The sequence below is a fragment of the methane-oxidizing endosymbiont of Gigantopelta aegis genome (assembly GCF_016097405.1).
GTDB lineage: Bacteria > Pseudomonadota > Gammaproteobacteria > Methylococcales > Methylomonadaceae > Methylomarinum.
Genome location: NZ_JAEHGD010000001.1, coordinates 1,064,281 through 1,084,856 on the forward strand (window position 1 = coordinate 1,064,281; position 20,576 = coordinate 1,084,856).

15 protein-coding genes, 2 tRNA genes, 3 rRNA genes and 1 pseudogene are annotated in these 20,576 nt (G+C 45.9%); 3 read left to right on the forward strand and 18 right to left on the reverse strand.

Going from position 1 to position 20,576, the window contains the following annotated elements; translation table 11 throughout:
- The 3 genes from lipB to JEU20_RS05295 all read left to right on the forward strand — a co-directional run bounded on the left by lipB (position 1) and on the right by JEU20_RS05295 (position 1,992).
- On the forward strand, positions 1-609 hold the full coding sequence (gene lipB, locus JEU20_RS05285) for a lipoyl(octanoyl) transferase LipB (RefSeq protein ID WP_198243982.1): 609 nt from the start codon (positions 1-3) through the stop codon (positions 607-609).
- Positions 606-1,571 carry a lipoyl synthase gene (gene lipA, locus JEU20_RS05290; protein WP_198243983.1) on the forward strand — a complete coding sequence of 322 codons (966 nt, stop codon included), beginning with the start codon at positions 606-608 and terminating at the stop codon, positions 1,569-1,571. The genes lipB and lipA overlap by 4 nt, the downstream gene beginning before the upstream one ends.
- Positions 1,572-1,755: 184 nt before the next feature.
- A complete protein-coding gene (locus tag JEU20_RS05295; RefSeq protein ID WP_214657286.1) occupies positions 1,756-1,992 on the forward strand; it encodes a hypothetical protein in 237 nt (78 codons plus the stop codon).
- Between the two features lie 59 nt (positions 1,993-2,051).
- Here the strand turns inward: JEU20_RS05295 and JEU20_RS05300 are convergent, their stop codons facing one another.
- The 18 genes and pseudogenes from JEU20_RS05300 to JEU20_RS05385 form a co-directional block, all read right to left on the reverse strand.
- Positions 2,052-3,314: an ammonium transporter gene (locus JEU20_RS05300; RefSeq protein ID WP_198243985.1), complete on the reverse strand. Its 1,263-nt coding sequence runs from the start codon at positions 3,312-3,314 to the stop codon at positions 2,052-2,054.
- Positions 3,315-3,331: 17 nt separating this feature from the next.
- Positions 3,332-3,670: a P-II family nitrogen regulator gene (gene glnK, locus JEU20_RS05305; RefSeq protein ID WP_198243987.1), complete on the reverse strand. Its 339-nt coding sequence runs from the start codon at positions 3,668-3,670 to the stop codon at positions 3,332-3,334.
- Between the two features lie 256 nt (positions 3,671-3,926).
- A 5S ribosomal RNA gene (rrf, locus tag JEU20_RS05310) occupies positions 3,927-4,042 on the reverse strand.
- Positions 4,043-4,166: 124 nt separating this feature from the next.
- A 23S ribosomal RNA gene (locus JEU20_RS05315) occupies positions 4,167-7,433 on the reverse strand.
- A gap of 294 nt (positions 7,434-7,727) precedes the next feature.
- Positions 7,728-7,803: transfer RNA gene (locus tag JEU20_RS05320), tRNA-Ala, on the reverse strand.
- A 182-nt stretch (positions 7,804-7,985) separates the two neighbouring features.
- A tRNA-Ile gene (locus JEU20_RS05325) sits at positions 7,986-8,062 on the reverse strand.
- Positions 8,063-8,130: 68 nt separating this feature from the next.
- A 16S ribosomal RNA gene (locus JEU20_RS05330) occupies positions 8,131-9,805 on the reverse strand.
- Together the 16S, 23S and 5S rRNA genes with 2 tRNA genes alongside form the textbook arrangement of a ribosomal RNA operon.
- 364 nt (positions 9,806-10,169) lie before the next feature.
- On the reverse strand, positions 10,170-11,921 hold the full coding sequence (msbA, locus tag JEU20_RS05335; protein ID WP_198243989.1) for a lipid A export permease/ATP-binding protein MsbA: 1,752 nt from the start codon (positions 11,919-11,921) through the stop codon (positions 10,170-10,172).
- Positions 11,922-12,731, reverse strand: a complete 810-nt coding sequence (locus JEU20_RS05340) for a hypothetical protein (protein WP_198243991.1) — start codon at positions 12,729-12,731, stop codon at positions 11,922-11,924. It abuts the gene before it with no gap.
- 38 nt (positions 12,732-12,769) lie between these two features.
- Positions 12,770-13,255: a flavin reductase family protein gene (locus JEU20_RS05345; RefSeq protein WP_198243993.1), complete on the reverse strand. Its 486-nt coding sequence runs from the start codon at positions 13,253-13,255 to the stop codon at positions 12,770-12,772.
- Positions 13,256-13,269: 14 nt separating this feature from the next.
- Positions 13,270-14,766, reverse strand: coding sequence for a lysine--tRNA ligase (lysS, locus tag JEU20_RS05350; RefSeq protein ID WP_198243995.1), 1,497 nt, complete (start codon positions 14,764-14,766; stop codon positions 13,270-13,272).
- A 24-nt stretch (positions 14,767-14,790) separates the two neighbouring features.
- Complete coding sequence (gene prfB / locus JEU20_RS05355) at positions 14,791-15,888, reverse strand: peptide chain release factor 2 (protein WP_198243997.1); 1,098 nt, start codon at positions 15,886-15,888, stop codon at positions 14,791-14,793.
- Positions 15,889-15,946: 58 nt separating this feature from the next.
- The gene (gene lgt, locus JEU20_RS05360) at positions 15,947-16,744 is read right to left on the reverse strand and encodes a prolipoprotein diacylglyceryl transferase (protein ID WP_198243999.1); all 798 of its coding nucleotides are present in this window, start codon (positions 16,742-16,744) and stop codon (positions 15,947-15,949) included.
- A 169-nt stretch (positions 16,745-16,913) separates the two neighbouring features.
- Positions 16,914-17,660 (reverse strand): annotated as a pseudogene (locus tag JEU20_RS05365) (IS5 family transposase).
- Positions 17,661-17,746: 86 nt separating this feature from the next.
- Positions 17,747-18,067, reverse strand: coding sequence for a non-heme iron oxygenase ferredoxin subunit (locus JEU20_RS05370; protein WP_198244001.1), 321 nt, complete (start codon positions 18,065-18,067; stop codon positions 17,747-17,749).
- A 53-nt stretch (positions 18,068-18,120) separates the two neighbouring features.
- Positions 18,121-18,876: a class I SAM-dependent methyltransferase gene (locus JEU20_RS05375; protein WP_198244003.1), complete on the reverse strand. Its 756-nt coding sequence runs from the start codon at positions 18,874-18,876 to the stop codon at positions 18,121-18,123.
- A 7-nt stretch (positions 18,877-18,883) separates the two neighbouring features.
- The gene (sufU, locus tag JEU20_RS05380) at positions 18,884-19,336 is read right to left on the reverse strand and encodes a Fe-S cluster assembly sulfur transfer protein SufU (RefSeq protein WP_198244005.1); all 453 of its coding nucleotides are present in this window, start codon (positions 19,334-19,336) and stop codon (positions 18,884-18,886) included.
- A complete protein-coding gene (locus tag JEU20_RS05385; protein ID WP_198244007.1) occupies positions 19,336-20,559 on the reverse strand; it encodes a cysteine desulfurase in 1,224 nt (407 codons plus the stop codon). The genes sufU and JEU20_RS05385 overlap by 1 nt, the downstream gene beginning before the upstream one ends.
- Positions 20,560-20,576: the final 17 nt, after the last annotated feature.

Genomic DNA, 20,576 nt, shown 5'->3' on the forward strand with positions numbered 1-20,576 from the left:
GTGTCCGCACACATAAAAAACCTTGGCGTTCAAGACTATGTAACAACCTGGCAGGCTATGCAAGATTTCACCCTGTCACGGGATCAAAATACACGGGATGAAATCTGGCAGGTGGAGCATCCGCCGGTATTTACACTAGGCTTAAATGGACGAAAAGAACATTTGTTGAACACGGCAGACATCCCGGTTGTGGAAACAGACCGAGGCGGTCAGGTGACTTACCATGGGCCGGGACAATTAGTGCTGTACATTCTTCTGGATATTAAACGGCTACAAAAAGGCCCTCGGCAATTGGTCAGTATTCTTGAAAATGCCATGATCGCAACACTGGCCCAATATGGCATTCAAGCCGCTGCAAAAAAAGAAGCGCCCGGCGTCTATGTTGATGAAAAAAAAATTGGCGCTGTCGGCCTCAGAATTAAAAAAGGCTGTTGCTACCATGGACTCAGTTTGAATAACGCCATGGACTTGAGTCCTTTCAAGGCCATCAACCCATGTGGCTATCCCGGACTGGAAGTAACCCAAATACACGCTTATGGTGTTAACATCGACACTCAAGAGCTGGCGTTACCCGTTATCACACAACTCACTGAGATGCTTTACACATGACCTATCAGGCACCTTCTCGACTCACCCCGACAACACATCAGCGTAATGCGGATAAATTATCAAAGATTCCGGTCAAAGTCGAAAAGACCAAAACCGTACTCCGCAAACCCGATTGGATCCGTATAAAAGTTCCCTCTGGTAATCAGGTTGCCCGTGTCAAACAGAATTTGCGAGCCAATAGTTTACATAGCGTATGTGAAGAGGCCGCATGTCCAAATTTAGGTGAATGCTTTAGCCAGGGTACCGCGACGTTTATGATTTTAGGTGATTTATGCACCCGACGCTGTCCGTTTTGCGATGTTGCTCACGGCCGACCACAAGCGCCCGATAAGCAGGAGCCTTTTAACCTCGCCAATACTATTGAACAAATGGGCTTGCGTTATGTTGTCATCACTTCTGTCAATCGGGACGACTTAAAAGATGGTGGTGCGGGTCATTTTGCTGCGTGCATACAAGCCATACGGCAACAAACGCCCAACACCCGAATTGAAATCCTGGTACCCGATTTCAGGGGGCGCCAAGCTGTCGCTATCGAAGCCTTGCAACAACAACCGTGTGATGTCTTCAACCACAACCTTGAAACCGTCCCCCGCTTGTATAAAAAAGCACGGCCTGGTGCAAATTACGTCGAATCGCTAAAGCTGTTACAGCAATTTAAACAAAAGCAGCCTCATATCCCTACGAAATCCGGTTTAATGGTTGGAATCGGTGAAACTGAGGATGAAGTCGTCGCCGTCATGGAAGACTTGCTCACGCACGGCTGCTCAATGTTGACGATAGGACAATATTTACAGCCGAGTAAAGACCATTTACCAGTACATGAATACATTCACCCAGATCAATTCAAACGCTATGCCAACCTTGCAAAACAATTAGGTTTTCAGCAAGTCGCTAGTGCGCCGCTCGTTCGTTCCTCTTATCACGCAGATTTACAAGCTCAAGCTGTCGTTTCTGTGAAATAGTTCAAGCTATTGTTTTTATAAATAAAAACTCTGAAACACATCACATTTTATTTTCGAAAAACCGGATGGATATCAAATTCTCAAATCCTATTCCGCCTTACCCTGTCGCTGTAGTTTTTACAGTTATAGGAGAACGAAGATGTGTGGAAAAATGGGACACAATGAAATAGAGTCCATGCAAAATATGATGGCAATGTCAGCTTATTTTGTGATTGCCGAAGTATTAGATATCGATGCAATGGAATTAGAAGATAAGCAAGATTTAGATCACGATCTTCATTTAACCGAAAAGAAGCGTCAACTATTATCAGATTCAATCGAGGATATGTTTAATGGCTTGAAGCTGGATTTTTCAAAAATCCATCAGATTAAAGACATCGTCGCTCAAGTGATCAATCAGAACGTTAATACATTACATTGATAGAAGCAAAAAGGCTGTCACTTTCGACAGCCTTTTTGCGCTCTATATATTTAAGCGAATTATCCTTTACTACTATCTGTAAATTCGGGATACGCCTCCATACCACACTCAGAAAAATCAACGCCTTGATACTCTTCCTCTTCACTCACTCGAATACCAAATATAACTTTGATGATATACCAAGTAATAAAGCTGGCAATAAACACAAAACCTAAAATTGAGACGATACCAATTAATTGAGCAGAAAGTTTAGCCTCTGGATTTGTCAAGCAGACAGCCAATAAGCCCCAAATACCGACAACACCATGAACCGATAATGCCCCAACAGGATCATCTATTTTTAATTTATCCATTCCCAAAATCGAGAAAAAGACAAGAACTCCACCGACAGCGCCAATTAACGTCGCAATCAGTGGTGTCGGTGTCAAAGGCTCGGCTGTAATCGCAACTAACCCTGCCAACGCACCATTTAAAACCATCGACAAGTCAGCCTTACCAAACATAAATTGAGATGTCAGTAAGGCAGCAACAACACCACCCGCTGCAGCAGCGTTCGTGTTAACAAAAACCAATGCAACGGCATTTGCTTCGCCAACATCCGATATTTTTAATTCAGAACCACCATTAAAACCAAACCACCCCATCCATAAAATAAATGTTCCCAGCGTCGCTAATGGCAGATTACAGCCTGGAATTGGATGTATTTCACCATTAGGCCCATATTTTCCTTTACGCGCCCCCAACAATAAAACACCTGCCAATGCCGCCGTTGCACCACACATATGAACGACACCAGAACCGGCAAAGTCCAGAAAACCCAAACCATCTAAAAACCCACCACCCCATTTCCAGAAGCCTTGGATTGGATAAATAAATCCTGTCATGACGACAGCAAATATTAAAAAAGCCACCAATTTCATTCTTTCGGCAACGGCACCCGAAACAATAGACATCGCCGTCGCAACGAAAACAACCTGAAAGAAAAAATCGGCCATAGTTGAATAGTAGGTTTCTCCTTTACTATTCAATACAGTTTCCAATGAATTATCTCCACCCAACAAAAAACCAATGCCAGGCCAGACACTGTTCACAGCTTCCCCCGGATACATTAAATTATATCCACACAACATATACATCACGCAAGCAATTGCAAACAAAGCAACATTCTTGGTCAGAATTTCGGTAGTATTTTTAGCTCGAACCAAGCCTGCTTCCAACATGGCGAAACCAGCCGCCATCCACATGACCAAGGCCCCACAGATTAAAAAATAAAAAGTGTCCAGTGCGTAACTCAGTTCGACCAATGTATTCAAATTTTCCATGTTATTCTCCAAGGCTCTTATAGTGCATCTTCGCCGGATTCACCGGTTCTTATTCTAACGACCTGCTCTAAGGCGGTAACGAATATCTTGCCATCACCGATTTTTCCTGTATTAGCCGCCCGAGTGATCGCCTCCACTGCATTTTCTAATTGATTATTGGCTACAGCCACTTCAATTTTAGCTTTTGGTAGAAAATCAACCACATACTCGGCACCCCGATAAAGCTCAGTATGACCTTTCTGACGGCCAAAGCCTTTGACTTCAGTGACTGTGACGCCAGAAACCCCTATCTCAGAGAGAGCCTCCCGAACATCATCCAACTTGAATGGTTTTACGATCGCAGTGATTAGTTTCATTATATTTACCCTTTGTTATAAAAACAGCATAAAAAGAATAAAGCACAATACATGCCACAAACATAAATTATTGATATAAAACACAATTACAAGAAGAAAAGCCACAACCGAACGCACCATAATGGGGCATACAAGAAAAAAGCGCCTCATTTTGATACATTCCCCCTTCAAGTTAACCCTCGGTAATACCTGACTCATTTTCCAAAGGCCAAAAAAAAGCCCAACCTTAGTATTAAGGTTGGGCTTTATTTTAAGAGCCTGGCGATTCCCTACTTTCACATGGCAACCTGCCACACTATCATCGGCGCTAAGCGGTTTCACTTCCGAGTTCGGGATGGGATCGGGTGGTTCACGCTCGCTATGTTCACCAGGCAAACTGTTTTGGCCTGTAAAGGCCGTTGCCTTGAGGGTTTCCCCTCGATGCAGAAATCTGTAATCTCATGCAGTCAAAACGTTATGTCATCGCTCACATAACACCAAACTCATTGGGTGTTATATGGTCAAGCCTCACGGGCAATTAGTACGGGTTAGCTTCATACATTACTGCACGTCCACATCCCGCCTATCAACGTTGTGGTCTTCAACGGCCCTTCAGGGACTTTAAGTCCCAGTGAGATCTCATCTTGGGAGGGGCTTCCCGCTTAGATGCTTTCAGCGGTTATCCTGTCCGTTCATAGCTACCCGGCAATGCCACTGGCGTGACAACCGGAACACCAGAGGAACGTCCACTCCGGTCCTCTCGTACTAGGAGCAGCTTCCTCAAATCTCAAACGCCCACGGCAGATAGGGACCGAACTGTCTCACGACGTTCTGAACCCAGCTCGCGTACCACTTTAAATGGCGAACAGCCATACCCTTGGGACCTGCTTCAGCCCCAGGATGTGATGAGCCGACATCGAGGTGCCAAACACCGCCGTCGATATGAACTCTTGGGCGGTATCAGCCTGTTATCCCCGGCGTACCTTTTATCCGTTGAGCGATGGCCCTTCCATTCAGAACCACCGGATCACTAAGACCTACTTTCGTACCTGCTCGACACGTCCGTCTCGCAGTCAAGCACCCTTATGCCTTTGCACAAACCTCCTGATTTCCGACCAGGATTAGGGTACCTTCGTGCTCCTCCGTTACGCTTTGGGAGGAGACCGCCCCAGTCAAACTACCCACCATACACTGTCCCCAACCCGGATAACGGGCCTAGGTTAGAACTTCAAACATACCAGGCTGGTATTTCAAGGACGACTCCACGAGAACTGGCGTCCTCGCTTCACAGTCTCCCAGCTATCCTACACAAGTAGGTTCAAAGTCCAGTGTAAAGCTATAGTAAAGGTGCACGGGGTCTTTCCGTCTAGCCGCGGGTATACGGCATCTTCACCGCAATTTCAATTTCACTGAGTCTCGGGTGGAGACAGTGTGGCCATCGTTACGCCATTCGTGCAGGTCGGAACTTACCCGACAAGGAATTTCGCTACCTTAGGACCGTTATAGTTACGGCCGCCGTTTACCGGGGCTTCGATCAAGAGCTTCCCCCTCACCTAGATTATCTAAACTGTCACGTATTCGTTGTTTCAAACTATGATACGCTTTTCCACTACGCTTTAAGTTACTTTCTCTTTTTTCTTGCAGCCTGCTCTGTTAAGTAAGCTTCATAATAAGAAAGTATCCAATCTTGTGTTTTTTAGTCGATTTATTTGCTCCGTTTTTATGTTGATTAAAACGCTGTTTTAAGTCAGCGGTATAACCTAAATAAAACGTGTCTTTTTCTCGACTATAAAGTACATAAACGTAATACATTTTATAAATAATCTAGGTGAGGGGTAACCCCATCAATTAACCTTCCGGCACCGGGCAGGCGTCACACCCTATACGTCCACTTTCGTGTTTGCAGAGTGCTATGTTTTTGCTAAACAGTCGCAGCCACCAGTTTAATGCTACCCTCTTCAGCTCCACCCGCAAGGGGCTTCACTTACCAAGGGCGTACCTTCTCCCGAAGTTACGGTACCATTTTGCCTAGTTCCTTCACCCGAGTTCTCTCAAGCGCCTTAGAATTCTCATCCCACCCACCTGTGTCGGTTTGGGGTACGGCTCGTCATAGCCTGAAGCTTAGAGGTTTTTCTTGGAAGCCGGGCATCAATCACTTCGCACGCTTAAAAGCATGCTTCGTCATCACGCCTCAGGATTAACAAGAGCCCGGATTTACCTAAGCTCTCTCCCTACACGCTTAAACGACCTAATCCAACAGGTCGCTGACCTAGCCTTCTCCGTCACCCCATCGCAGCTATAACAAGTACAGGAATATTAACCTGTTTTCCATCGACTACGCCTCTCGGCCTCGCCTTAGGTGCCGACTAACCCTGCGTCGATTAGCGTTGCGCAGGAAACCTTGGGCTTTCGGCGTGGGGTTTTTCACCCCCATTATCGTTACTCATGTCAGCATTCGCACTTCTGATACCTCCAGCAAACTTCTCAGTTCACCTTCGCAGGCGTACAGAACGCTCCTCTACCACTCATCCTAAAGGATGAATCCGTAGCTTCGGTACATAGCTTAGCCCCGGTAAATCTTCCGCGCAGGCCGACTCGACCAGTGAGCTATTACGCTTTCTTTAAAGGGTGGCTGCTTCTAAGCCAACCTCCTGGCTGTCTGGGCCTTCCCACATCGTTTTCCACTGAGCTATGATTTTGGGACCTTAGCTGACGGTCTGGGCTGTTTCCCTTTCCACGACGAACCTTATCACCCGCCGTGTGTCTCCCGTGCTGCAACTTGTTGGTATTCGGAGTTTGCATCGGGTTGGTAAGTCGGGATGACCCCCTAGCCGAAACAGTGCTCTACCCCCAACAGTTATACACGAGGCGCTACCTAAATAGCTTTCGAGGAGAACCAGCTATCTCCGGGCTTGATTAGCCTTTCACTCCGATCCACAGCTCATCCGCTCATTTTTCAACATAAGTCGGTTCGGTCCTCCAGTTGGTATTACCCAACCTTCAACCTGGCCATGGATAGATCGCCCGGTTTCGGGTCTACACCTTGCGACTTTTCGCCCTATTAAGACTCGCTTTCGCTACGCCTCCCTTATTCAGTTAAGCTTGCCACAAAATGTAAGTCGCTGACCCATTATACAAAAGGTACGCAGTCACCCCCCACCTAGATGGCACTCACAAGACTCGTGAATGTTGTCTTTCGGTGCTTCACTTAGAGGCGTGGTGTTTTAAACACCAGAATACCATCTAGGTGAGGGGCTCCCACTGCTTGTACGCATACGGTTTCAGGATCTATTTCACTCCCCTCTCCGGGGTTCTTTTCGCCTTTCCCTCACGGTACTGGTTCACTATCGGTCAGTAAGGAGTATTTAGCCTTGGAGGATGGTCCCCCATATTCAGTCAACGTTTCACGTGCGCCGACCTACTCGATTTCATCCAGCACCATTTTTCGTGTACTGGGTTATCACCATCTATGACTGCACTTTCCAGAGCATTCCACTAAATGGTGCTGGACTTAAGGGCTAATCCCCGTTCGCTCGCCGCTACTTAGGGAATCTCGGTTGATTTCTTTTCCTCGGGGTACTTAGATGTTTCAGTTCTCCCGGTTCGCCTCCTTACCCTATGTATTCAGGTAAGGATAATCGACTTGGTGTCGATTGGGTTTCCCATTCGGAAATCCACGGATCAAAGAATGTTTGCATTCTCCCCGTGGCTTATCGCATGCTACAACGTCCTTCATCGCCTCTTACTGCCTAGGCATCCACCGTATGCGCTTATTCACTTGACCATATAACCCCAATCAGTCTGTTTGACTGCACTTTCTTTCGAAACTGCGGCTGAACATCTGTTGTGTTATATCGTCAGCTGACACTACGATTTTTCTGCTTGAGAACTCATTAGCATCAAGTCAATAGTCGCCTATTGTTTGATGTAACTCGTTTCGATTCTGTTTAAGAATCGGTTACAGATTTCCACATTGTTAAAGAGCTATTAGTCTTTTTTTAAAACTAATGCTATCGGTTCTCGATAATAGTTTTTATCGAAATCAGATAGCATTGGTTTCTTCCCACCTGCCTCATGATGGTGGAGCCAGGGAGGATCGAACTCCCGACCTCCTGCGTGCAAGGCAGGCGCTCTCCCAGCTGAGCTATGGCCCCAGTAAACTGGTATTTGCTGTTAAGCAATTCCCGCTTTCCCAGACCATCTCCCGTTTAATCTATCATGACCAATCCTTTTGATTCGCCTTTTAGATTATTCGGATTTTGTGTTGATCAAGGCAAATGGTCGCGTAGCGTACGTTAGTACGTGAGCGAGCATTTAACGCAGAGCAACGCAAAATTGGTGGGCCTGGGAGGATTTGAACCTCCGACCTCACCCTTATCAGGGGTGCGCTCTAACCAACTGAGCTACAGGCCCAGGCTCATCTTCTCTCTCAATCGAAATAATTTGTTGTGGACACTCATGACGGCTTTTAGCTGTCTTTGTAAGGAGGTGATCCAGCCCCAGGTTCCCCTAGGGCTACCTTGTTACGACTTCACCCCAGTCATGAATCACTCCGTGGTGACCGCCCTCCTAAAAGGTTGGACTAGCCACTTCTGGAGCAACCCACTCCCATGGTGTGACGGGCGGTGTGTACAAGGCCCGGGAACGTATTCACCGCGACATTCTGATTCGCGATTACTAGCGATTCCGACTTCATGCAGTCGAGTTGCAGACTGCAATCCGGACTGGACCGGCTTTGTGAGATTTGCTTACCCTCGCGAGTTCGCTGCCCTCTGTACCGGCCATTGTAGCACGTGTGTAGCCCACCCCATAAGGGCCATGATGACTTGACGTCGTCCCCACCTTCCTCCGGTTTATCACCGGCAGTCTCCCTAGAGTTCTCAGCTTAACCTGCTAGCAACTAAGGATAAGGGTTGCGCTCGTTACGGGACTTAACCCAACATCTCACGACACGAGCTGACGACAGCCATGCAGCACCTGTCTCCAGGTTCCCGAAGGCACTCCTCTATCTCTAAAGGATTCCTGGGATGTCAAGGGGTGGTAAGGTTCTTCGCGTTGCATCGAATTAAACCACATGCTCCACCGCTTGTGCGGGCCCCCGTCAATTCATTTGAGTTTTAGCCTTGCGGCCGTACTCCCCAGGCGGTCAACTTAATACGTTAGCTCCACCACTAAGCGCTCAATGCGCCCAACGGTTAGTTGACATCGTTTACGGCGTGGACTACCAGGGTATCTAATCCTGTTTGCTACCCACGCTTTCGTACCTCAGCGTCAGTTTGAGTCCAGGAGTCGCCTTCGCCACTGGTGTTCCTTCCGATCTCTACGCATTTCACCGCTACACCGGAAATTCCACTCCCCTCTACTCAACTCTAGTCTGCCAGTCTCAAAAGCCGTTCCCAGGTTGAGCCCAGGGCTTTCACTTCTGACTTAACAAACCGCCTACGCACGCTTTACGCCCAGTAATTCCGATTAACGCTCGCACCCTCCGTATTACCGCGGCTGCTGGCACGGAGTTAGCCGGTGCTTCTTCTGAAGGTAATGTCAAGACACGGGGTATTGGCCCGTGTGTTTTCCTCCCTTCTGAAAGTGCTTTACAACCCTCAGGCCTTCTTCACACACGCGGTATTGCTGGATCAGGCTTTCGCCCATTGTCCAATATTCCCCACTGCTGCCTCCCGTAGGAGTCTGGGCCGTGTCTCAGTCCCAGTGTGGCTGATCGTCCTCTCAGACCAGCTATAGATCGTCGCCTTGGTAGGCCTTTACCCCACCAACTAGCTAATCTAACGCAGGCTCATCCAATGGCGCGAGGTCTAAAAGATCCCCGCTTTCACCCTCACCTAGAATTCAATGTTCTCTACTGAATATGTCAGAACAATGACTTCCTAACATATCCTCAATAAAAACACTCAATTCTAGGTGAGGGTCGTATGCGGTATTAGCTTGAGTTTCCCCAAGTTGTCCCCCACCACTGGGCAGATTCCTACGCGTTACTCACCCGTCCGCCACTCGTCAGCACCCCTCACCTAAATCTATCGCATGTGTTCTCAACTGCTCTTTAGCAAATAAATTTAGGTGAAGGGCCTGTTACCGTTCGACTTGCATGTGTTAAGCATACCGCCAGCGTTCAATCTGAGCCATGATCAAACTCTTCAGTTTAATAATGTTTGATACTCTGTAAGACGAGTATCCAATCTTGGCTCGACCCAGAATCAACGTAAATTCTGCTTTAGAATTGACATGAATATCTGTGTCGAATATCTTAGTACAGTCTAAAATATCCACCACAAGTACCCACACAAATTATTTCGATTGTTTTGTTAAAGAGCATCGGCCGGATAACCGGTCCGGAGCAACCTGCCCCGTTGAGTCCGACCATTATACAGACCCAAATCCGTCTGTCAAATCCTTTTAAAAAAGTTGGAACAAAAAACATCGCCAACCCCGCCGTCCCGGCACTTCGCAATTCCATCGCGAAAGAGCAGGCCATTATACCCACTTCTTTAAAACTGTCAAACGGTTTTTATGCCTTTTTAAAAAGTCCTGAATCCTTTTGAAGCGCCCAATATAGACCTTTGGCCTCCAGTAACGCCTGATGTGTTCCTTTTTCGGCGATTTTGCCACTTTTAATCACAAAAATTACATCTGCTTTAACTATCGTTGAAAGACGATGCGCAATAACAATCGTCGTCCTTCCTTTCATAATTTTATCTAAAGCCGCCTGAATATATTTTTCTGATTGAACGTCTAAGGCCGATGTCGCCTCATCCAGGATCAATACTGATGCATTTTTTAAAATCGCTCTGGCCAATGCCAACCTTTGTCGTTGCCCACCTGACAAACTTATCCCTTGCTCCCCAATATTGGTATCAAAGCCTTCTGGTAATTTTTCGATAAATTCCAAGGCGTAAGCATCCTTTGCGGCTTGAATGATATCTTCACGGCTAGCACCATTCAACTCTCCATACGCAATATTATTGGCGACCGTATCATTGAACAAGGTGACGTTTTGACTGACTAAAGCAATTTGTTTTCTTAATGAGGCTAAGGTGTAATCTGTTATTTCAACGCCATCCAGTAATATTTGTCCTTTTTCATAATCATAAAACCGAGGCAACAAATTGATTATGGAGCTTTTGCCACCACCTGATGGGCCAACTAAGGCTACCGTTTGCCCTGGCTTTATTTTAAAACTCAAGTTATCTAAGACATTTTTATCTTTATCATAGGAAAAAAAGACATTCTTATATTCGATTTCACCATCAACCCTGTCAACTTCATAATGCCCTGTATCTTTTTCTATTTCTTCATCCAGAACTTCAAAAATACTTTCCGCTGCAACAATCCCTTTTTGGATGAGGCTATTCGCATCGCTAAGCTGTCGAATAGGTTTAGGCAGCATAAAAGCGGCAGTCAAATACCCTACAAAACTACCTGCACTACTATCTTCCATAATAAATAAAGCCAGATACATCAAACCGGCTAACGCCAAAGATATAAAAAATTGCATCAAGGGATTATGAATCGCCATTGTTGCAGACAGCTTTAATGATTGGCTTCGATTACGCCAACTGCTTTGATGGAAACGTTTTTTCTCATACTCCTGACCACCATAACTACGAACTATCCTATTACCATGGATAAGCTCGGAGGCAACATGAGTCATATCCCCCACTGAATCTTGTATATTTTTGCCTAAGCGCCGAAGCCGCTTACTGACATATCCAACCATGATTGCAATAACCGGGGTAATGGTCAGAAAAATCAATGTCAGCCGCCATTCGCTATAAAACAAATAAGCCAGCAATCCTAAAACAGTCAGGCCTTCTCGAACAAATGTTCGCACGGCATCGGTTACAGCTGTAGTCACTTCACCCACATTATGGGTAATTCTGGAAATTAAATAACCATGATTGTTTTTATCAAAATATTCCGTCGGTAATAATGTGTATTGATCAAATACGGCACAGCGTAAATCATGAACAACATTGTTGGAGACTTTAGCTAAAAAATAATTACCTAGATAAGTACCAACACCCCGGATAAAAAACAAACCGACAAACAACAAAGGCAAATAGAGCATTTTTTCACGCTGATCACTTTGCAAGGTATCGATGATATGCTTAATGACTGCGGCAAAAAGCGGCTGTGTTGCCGAATACAGCAAAAAACCAATGACACTTATAAAAAAAGCCCATAAATAGGGCTTTACGTAACCGAGTAATCGTCGATATACGCGAATACTTGACGCGTTATTTTTTGTTTTTTTTGCCATCTACTTAGTTGTGTTCTTAATTCCTGACAAGCGGGCAAATTTCGGCCAAGCTAAGCGCTTCAGATTATAGCGTTCAATTTTTTGTAATAAAAAAGCCGACCCTGCCAATGCTACAGCATCAACCAAACAATACCACGCAGCAACCCCACTTGGCGGATTCCCTTGTGCTAAAGTCGATGCCGGATCTATAGCCGCCCAATTCCAGGTTCCTAAGGCAGTACCTACGAGCTCAACCCAGGTTGTAATAAAAAACGCCCCTAAATAAACCATTGAAGAGCGCCCTTTCAAGAGGAAAATAAGATAAATTGTAAATAAAATAGCACCAATTTCATCTTTTCTGCCGGAAATCCCGAACAATGCCAATGCCGCCCAAATGCCGCCAAAAACAACGACAAATTGCAATATTTTTCGCGCGTGACGCTGGAAAAATCCCGATCGCCCCAGTACAACCGCAGTCAAATAAACAATACCATGACCTGGAGGAACAAAAGCTGGAACATTTTCCATTCGATAGGTATAACCTGCCATATATATTGATGCAAAATGCTCCCCGAGCGTCGCAAAAGCGACCGCGACAAGCACTTGCGCTCGCACATGAGCCGATTCGCCTGCCAGAAAAACAAACAAGGTCACCCATCCGGCCACACCTAAGGCTCGCTGTAAATTAGGCCCTGCCACAGAATCGATGATAAAACACAACGCAACACCCACAAACGCCGCCAAGGCGACATAATAATCTCTGGGATTATGCTCAACGTCAACATCATGAACCGGAAAATGCGGTAGTGTTATTTTTTTGAGTATCGTCATGCGTCTTTAGTATTTTATGGCTCCGAAAAATACAGCTTTTAGTCTTCAGCCAAGTTGCGATAAGCTGAATCAAAATAGAGTAATGGCGCACCCTGGTTTTGAGTGACACTTTCGACCTGACCGATTACAATCCAGTGCGTTCCAGCCTTCACTTGCTGTACCAGCGTACACTCAAGGCTCGCCAAAGAATTTTTCAACACAGGAGAGCCGGTTTTGCCTTCTTCCCAATCCACATTGGCAAAGCGCTCTTCTTGACTATTCGCGCCAGCAAATTGATTTGAAACATCCTGCTGCTCGCTGTTTAAAATATTGACCGCAAATTTGTTCTGCTCCAGAATCACCTTGCCGGTATCGGCTTTTTCATGGATACATACCAGAATTTGCGGTGGCTCCAGTGAAACACTGCTAAAAGATGTTGCCGTCATGCCTTTGACACCCTCTTGCTCGGATTTTGCTGTCACAACAGTCACGCCGCTTGCCCATAATCTCAGTGTGTTTTTAAAGTCTTGTTCTGAAACTGCCATCATTTTCCTCAGGTCTACTGTTTTGGTTTGAGATGTGGAAATAATAAAACATCTCGAATACTCGGCGCATCGGTAAACAACATAACCAACCGATCAATACCAATGCCTTCACCCGCTGTTGGCGGCATGCCATGCTCTAATGCGGTAATATAATCTGCATCATAATGCATCGCTTCGTTATCACCGGCCTCTTTTTCTTCCACTTGTTTGCGAAAACGTTCAGCCTGGTCTTCCGCATCGTTCAATTCGGTAAAGCCATTGGCGATTTCGCGCCCGCCGACAAAAAATTCAAACCGATCTGTCACTTCAGGGTTTTCATCATTGCGCCGCGCCAACGGTGATACCTCAACCGGGTAGGCGGTAATAAAGGTTGGATTCATCAGACGATGCTCCACGGTTTTTTCAAAAATCTCGATCTGGACTTTACCCAACCCATAACTCTCCTTAACTGGAATACCCAGATTTTCCGCTACCTTGACAGCGGCATCCCGATTATCAATATCAGATAGGGTCAAATCGGGATTAAAATGCAATATGGACTCAACCACCGTCATCCGTTCAAACGGCTTACCGAAATCATATTTTTCACCTTGGTATTCAATCACAGATTCACCGACAATTTCTTTGGCGATACCTCTGAGCATCGCTTCAGTCAAGTCCATCAAGTCTTCATATTCAGCATAGGCCTGATAAAACTCCAGCATGGTGAATTCTGGATTATGCCGAGTCGAAAGCCCTTCGTTGCGAAAATTGCGATTGATTTCAAACACGCGTTCAAAACCGCCGACCACTAATCGTTTCAAATAAAGTTCAGGGGCAATACGCAAATACATTTCCAGATCCAGCGCATTGTGATAGGTTTTAAACGGCCTGGCCGTTGCGCCGCCGGGAATGACCTGCATCATCGGCGTCTCAACCTCAAGAAAATCACGTTCAATCAAAAATTGGCGAATATACGAAACGATTTGCGAGCGAATCCGAAAGATTTTTCGGGACTGTTCGCTCATAATCAGATCAAGATAACGCTGCCGGTATTTAATCTCCTGATCGGCAATGCCATGAAATTTTTCAGGCAAAGGGCGTAACGCTTTGGTCAACAAACGAATATTATCGACCCGGATACTCAGCTCCCCCACCTTGGTTTTAAACAAAACACCTTCGGCGCCGATAATGTCACCAATATCCCATTTTTTAAACTGTTCGTTATAGAAACCTTCCGGCAAAACATCACGTGTGACATAAAGCTGAATTTTGCCGGACATATCTTGAATATGGCAAAAACTTGCTTTTCCCATAATGCGGCGCGTCATCATACGGCCAGCTACTTTGACCCGAATTGGATTCGCTTCTAATTCCTCTTTGCTTTTTTCACCATATTCAGCTAGTAGCTCTCCGGCAACTACATTGCGGCGAAAATCGGTAGGAAAGGCGATTCCTTCAGCTCTTAACGCCTGCAACTTTTGCCGGCGTTGCTGGATTTGTTCCTGTTCGTCTTGTACGGTCTCTGTCATTTTATGCTTTAGTCATAGTTTTGGTTACAGACCAGCTTTCAAGCTGGCTTCGATAAATTGATCCAGGTCGCCATCTAATACCGCTTGAGTATTGCCTGTTTCGACGCCAGTACGCAAATCCTTGATCCGCGACTGGTCTAATACATAAGAGCGAATCTGACTACCCCAGCCAATATCGGATTTAGTATCTTCCAGTGCCTGCTGTGCTTCGCTACGCTTCATCATTTCAAGCTCATACAACTTGGCTTTCAATTGTTTCATCGCGGTATCTTTATTCTTGTGTTGCGACCTGTCATTCTGACATTGCACCACGATACCGGTTGGATTATGTGTGATACGGACGGCCGACTCGGTTCGGTTGACATGCTGACCACCGGCACCACTCGCCCGATACACATCAATCCGCAAATCGGCCGGATTAATGTCGATATCAATATCATCATTGATTTCGGGCGAAACAAAAACCGATGCAAATGATGTGTGGCGGCGATTACCGGAATCGAACGGCGATTTTCTGACCAGGCGATGAACGCCTGTTTCAGTCCGTAACCAGCCAAAGGCATAATCACCTTCAAACAGAATCGTTGCACTTTTAATACCGGCCACCTCACCTGGAGACTCTTCGATCACTGAGGTAGCGAAGCCTTTTTGCTCACCCCAGCGCAGATACATTCTGAGCAGCATGGATGCCCAGTCCTGTGCTTCCGTACCGCCAGAACCGGCTTGTATATCGAGAAAGGCATTATTAGCGTCCATCTCGCCAGAGAACATCCGTCGAAATTCCAAACTGTTGACCTTACGCGCGTATTGATTCAAATCCTCAGCGACCGTATCAACCGTTTCCGCATCACCTTCTTCAACTGCCATTTCCAGCAATTCAGCCAAATCACTCAAACCGTGCTCCAGCTCATCAATCGTTTCGACGATAGCCTCCAACTGCCCCCGCTCTTTTCCTAACGCCTGCGCCTGTTCGGGATTATTCCACACATCAGGACTCTCAAGCTCTCTTAGAACTTCAACTAATCGCTCGCTTTTTTCCTCATAATTGAGATACTGCTTGAGCGCCTGTGTCCTTTCGCTAAGGTCGGCAATTTTATTTTTAATCGGGTTTATTTCTTGCATAAATCATTATAACTGTTGAAACAGTCGGCTATATCCTGAAAAAACAGCTAATTATACCTTATTGTAACAATTGCCGCCGATAACGTTTCAACGCCCAGACAACGACGCCAACACCGATCAGGAAAAATGGAATACTGAGTATTTGCCCGGTCGTCAACCAAAAATCATGATTGTAGGAAGCCTGCCGCGTCTTAAAAAATTCCAATACGAAACGAGCACTGAACGCCAGAATACAAAACAGGCCAAACAATAAACCATTGATTTGTTTTTCAGCCGTTTTCCGATAAACCCAGACCAGAACGAGAAAAATAACGGCATATGAAATGGATTCATAAAGCTGCACCGGATGGCGCGGCAAGGTATCCACACGCGGGAAAATAATCGCCCAAGGTATCTGCGCCGGAATACCGACGATTTCAGAATTAAAAAAATTACCGACACGAATAAAGGATGCCGCAATCATTGACGTCATGGCAACCCTGTCCAGTAACCACAGAAAATTATCTCCTGTTTTACGCACGTACAGATATAAACTGAGAATAATGCCGATACTGGCACCATGACTGGCCAACCCCCCTTCCCAGATGGCGAAAATCTTAAGCGGATGGGTCAGATAAAACACAGGATCATAAAACAAACAATGGCCAAGACGGGCGCCAACGATCGTACCAATCGCCATATACCACAACAGATCATCCAGCTGTTCGACATTCTTGCCTTCGCGCCGATAGATCCACTGCATCACATAAAAACTCGCCATAAAAGCCGATGCAAACATCAAGCCATACCAGCGAATCTTCACAGCACCAAGATCCAGCAGCACAGGATCAATATTCCAAACAAGATATTCATTCATAAGCGATGACAGCACTCTTTATAATGATGGGTAAAGTAACCCGATTTTCCTGACAATGAAAAGCGATCCATGTATTTAATCCAGCCTTGCTGTCAACAACATGTAGATGTATGACGCCACAATAACAAGGTTGGCTTAAATGGATGCGATACTAGGGGCTGTTGCCATTTCACATAGGTAACCATAAAAAGGCGCAAGCCAGAGCGATAGAGCCTTCAAAATTTCGTTTGAGTTTGTCATATCGCGTGGCGATCGCTCTGAAATGCTTAAGTCTTGCAAACACATTTTCAACGAGATGGCGATATTTGTAGAGACACCAATCCATTTCATCATTTCCCCGAGTTGAATTCTTTTTTCTTGGGATAACAGGAACAGCCCCTTTGTCTTTAATTTGAAGACGTAATGCTTCACTGTCATAGCCTCTGTCAGCAACTATATAGTCACCTTTGGGAGCTCTGCAACTAATTTCGGTGCTTCTTTACAGTCATGAACTTCGCCGCCTGTCACTGAGAAATGAATAGGAAGACCACAGGCATCAACGGCCATATGAATTTTACTGGTGTTCCCGGCGACAGATTTCCCTATCGCTGTTTCTTGTTCACAGGCCGCACCACTACTATGCTGATGTGCTTTCACAATACTCCCTCAATAAATTCCCATTCCAGGTCTGGATCAACAACCAAGGCGTTAAAAATACCCATCAGTTTTTCTTTACGAGACCAGTCATTGAATCGTTTATATACCGCATTCCAATTACCAAAAGCCGTGGGTAAATCTCTCCAGGGACAACCTACTCGCAAGCGATAAAAATACCTTCGACTGTTTTTCGAAGACAAGGTTTGTCATAAATTCCCATTTTCAACATAATTATCTTCAGTTTCTCCCAAAGTTCATCCGTAAGCATTTGTCGGGGCATAGTTTGCTTGTTTTTGAGTCAAAATAAACAATCTATGTGGCGGAGTTATTGAATTTCAAGGGGGATTTTCAAAACGGCAACAGCCCCTAATCCCAGCGTGTATCTTTAATCTGTATGCGTCCATTGACGACCCGAACCGGAAAAACGGCAACATCTTCATAAGCAGGCGGGCATTTTACTTCACCCGTTCGAATACAAAATCTGGCACCATGTCGCGGACAAATAATTTCATCACCATCCAGTTCACCGCTCGCGATTTCGGCGCCATCATGCGTACAGACATCTTCAATCGCATAAAACTCACCCTTCAGATTAAATATTGCAACATCGCTGCCATCGACATCGACAACGACATGCTCTCCCTCAGCGATAGCATCGGCCGCCGCCACATCAATCCAATCACTCATACGCTTTTCCGATTTTTAAAAAGACACATTGTACCCGAAAGCAACCGCCGCCTTTATCGCAAAAAAACATCATATCGCAACAATTTGCTACGAAAAGATTGATCGGGCTTAGCTAAAGGTTCAGCATAATCAGGACTTTTTATGACAACCCGCTTGCCGGCAGCCGACATGGCCGCCTCGAATAACTGCATCCTATCCAGGTCATCACCAAGAATATGTCGCAAAACAGCCATGGACTTTTTTGTCAGAGCTGATTTTTTGCGCTTAGGAGGAAACATAGGATCTAGATAAATACAATCGACCTGTGGCAAATCGCCCAGTAATGTGATGGCATCGCCGTAAATCAACTCAGGCATCTCCAATGCCCTTCTTTGCACCCAGTCTTTTTCAGATAAACGCTTAAAGCCATCGGCAATCAATGCATGCAAGACTGGAGAACGCTCAAGACAGCGCAATTGATAGCCCATACGGAATAAAGCCAGTGAATCTTGCGCCCACCCCGTAGTGGCATCCATCACCGTCCGTGTTTTTTTACCGATGGCCTGAGCGAGTATATTCTTTCTCGGCGCGGGCCAGGAATGCTGCTCACCCGGACGTGGTTCAATTTCGACCTGCAAACCGCCTTTTTTCAAAGACTGTCTGTCCAGCAGCTTTAACGCACCATCCCGATAGCTCAGAAAAAATTCAAAACCAGAATCTGCCATGACCTGTTCTGCCGACAGCACTGGCAACGCTAACCGCTCAGCCAAATGCTGACAGTCCGACTGCCGATCTGGATTCAGCAATACGGCGAGCACTAAGCCTGACATAGGCGGTTTATTCTGTCGAAATGCTGGTTTCCTGGTTTTTCAAGGCAGCATCCAGGGTATGCCAAGCCAACGTGGCACATTTGACCCGTGCCGGATACTCCCGGACACCGGCCAAAACAGCCAGCTTGCCCATCGCTTCCAATTGAATGTCTTCATCCTTGCCAGTTGTCATCTCATGGAATTTTTCAAACAGTTCCTCTGCCTCATCAATTGTTTTTCCTTTGATGATTTCAGTCATCAGCGACACCGATGCGGTAGAAATGGCACAGCCGGAGCCCTGAAAACTGGCATCGACAATCTTGTCGCCATCGAGCTTTATATACAAGGTCAGACGATCACCGCATAAGGGATTAAATCCTTCCACCGTACGATCAGCATCTTCCATGACCCGGAAATTGCGTGGATTTCGATTGTGATCGAAAATAACTTCCTGGTAAAGATCACGTAAATCATCAAACATTAGCCAAACACCTCAATCAGGGATTTAATCCCATCCATTAATACATCAATTTCGTCGACCGTATTATACATGGCGAACGAAGCCCGCGCGGTAGCCGGAACCTGGAAAAAATCCATCACTGGCATGGCGCAATGGTGCCCGGCACGCACCGCAATGCCAAGACTATCCAGCATGGTGCCAATATCATGCGGATGAATTTTATCTAATACAAACGACAAAATCGCACCTTTGTTTTCCGCTTCCCCGATAATTCGCAAGCCTTCTATTTTACGCGCCTCTTCGGTGGCATAGGCCAGTAATTCAGCTTCATAAGTGGCAACCGAATCCATCCCCACCTCAACCAGGTAATCAATAGCAGCACCCAACGCTATCGCTTCAGCGATAGCCGGCGTCCCCGCTTCAAATTTATACGGCAAATCATTATATTCAGTTGCTTCGAACGTCACTTTCCGAATCATATCGCCGCCGCCTTGATATGGTGGCATCGCCTCCAGCAATTCCTGCTTGCCGTACAACACACCAATGCCTGTCGGCGCATACAACTTATGCCCCGAAAAGGCATAAAAATCGCAATCCAAATCTTGCACATCAACGCACATATGCGGAATCGCCTGCGCACCATCGAGCAATACCGGAATATTGCGTGCATGCGCCTTGTCGATCAGCTGTTTCACAGGATTGATTGTGCCCAAGGCGTTAGACATATGCACAACCGAAACCAGCCGAGTTTTATCACTCAACAGTTTTTCAAATTGATCGACTTGCAATTCACCTTTGTGGTTAATTGGGGCAACTTTTAACACCGCACCGGTTTGCTGACACAACATTTGCCAAGGCACAATATTGGAATGATGCTCCATCGCGGTAATCAGAATTTCATCACCCGCTTTTATTTGGGTACGGCCAAAGCTTTGTGCGACCAGATTGATCGCGTCGGTGGTGCCTTTAACAAAAATAATCTCTTTATGACTCTTGGCATTGATAAACTGGCGCACTTTTTCCCGCGCCCCTTCATACAAATCTGTTGAGCGCACACTTAGGGTATGAACACCGCGATGCACATTGGCATAATCATGCCGGTACAAATGTGACATGGCCTCGATAACTGCTGCAGGTTTCTGGCAAGTCGCTGCATTATCCAGATAAACCAACGGCTTGTTACGAATTTTTTCTTGCAGTATGGGAAAGTCTTCCCGTATTTTTTGAATTGGAAATTGAGTCATTTTGAGTGATTGTTAAG

Coding starts and splice junctions, on each gene's coding strand:
- lipA (WP_198243983.1), top strand. CDS start 606: ATGACCTATCAGGCACCTTCTCGACTCACCCCGACAACACATCAGCGT.
- JEU20_RS05295 (WP_214657286.1), top strand. CDS start 1,756: ATGATGGCAATGTCAGCTTATTTTGTGATTGCCGAAGTATTAGATATC.
- JEU20_RS05300 (WP_198243985.1), bottom strand. CDS start 3,314: ATGGAAAATTTGAATACATTGGTCGAACTGAGTTACGCACTGGACACT.
- glnK (WP_198243987.1), bottom strand. CDS start 3,670: ATGAAACTAATCACTGCGATCGTAAAACCATTCAAGTTGGATGATGTT.
- msbA (WP_198243989.1), bottom strand. CDS start 11,921: ATGGCAAAAAAAACAAAAAATAACGCGTCAAGTATTCGCGTATATCGA.
- JEU20_RS05340 (WP_198243991.1), bottom strand. CDS start 12,731: ATGACGATACTCAAAAAAATAACACTACCGCATTTTCCGGTTCATGAT.
- JEU20_RS05345 (WP_198243993.1), bottom strand. CDS start 13,255: ATGGCAGTTTCAGAACAAGACTTTAAAAACACACTGAGATTATGGGCA.
- lysS (WP_198243995.1), bottom strand. CDS start 14,766: ATGACAGAGACCGTACAAGACGAACAGGAACAAATCCAGCAACGCCGG.
- prfB (WP_198243997.1), bottom strand. CDS start 15,888: ATGCAAGAAATAAACCCGATTAAAAATAAAATTGCCGACCTTAGCGAA.
- lgt (WP_198243999.1), bottom strand. CDS start 16,744: ATGAATGAATATCTTGTTTGGAATATTGATCCTGTGCTGCTGGATCTT.
- JEU20_RS05370 (WP_198244001.1), bottom strand. CDS start 18,067: ATGAGTGATTGGATTGATGTGGCGGCGGCCGATGCTATCGCTGAGGGA.
- JEU20_RS05375 (WP_198244003.1), bottom strand. CDS start 18,876: ATGTCAGGCTTAGTGCTCGCCGTATTGCTGAATCCAGATCGGCAGTCG.
- sufU (WP_198244005.1), bottom strand. CDS start 19,336: ATGTTTGATGATTTACGTGATCTTTACCAGGAAGTTATTTTCGATCAC.
- JEU20_RS05385 (WP_198244007.1), bottom strand. CDS start 20,559: ATGACTCAATTTCCAATTCAAAAAATACGGGAAGACTTTCCCATACTG.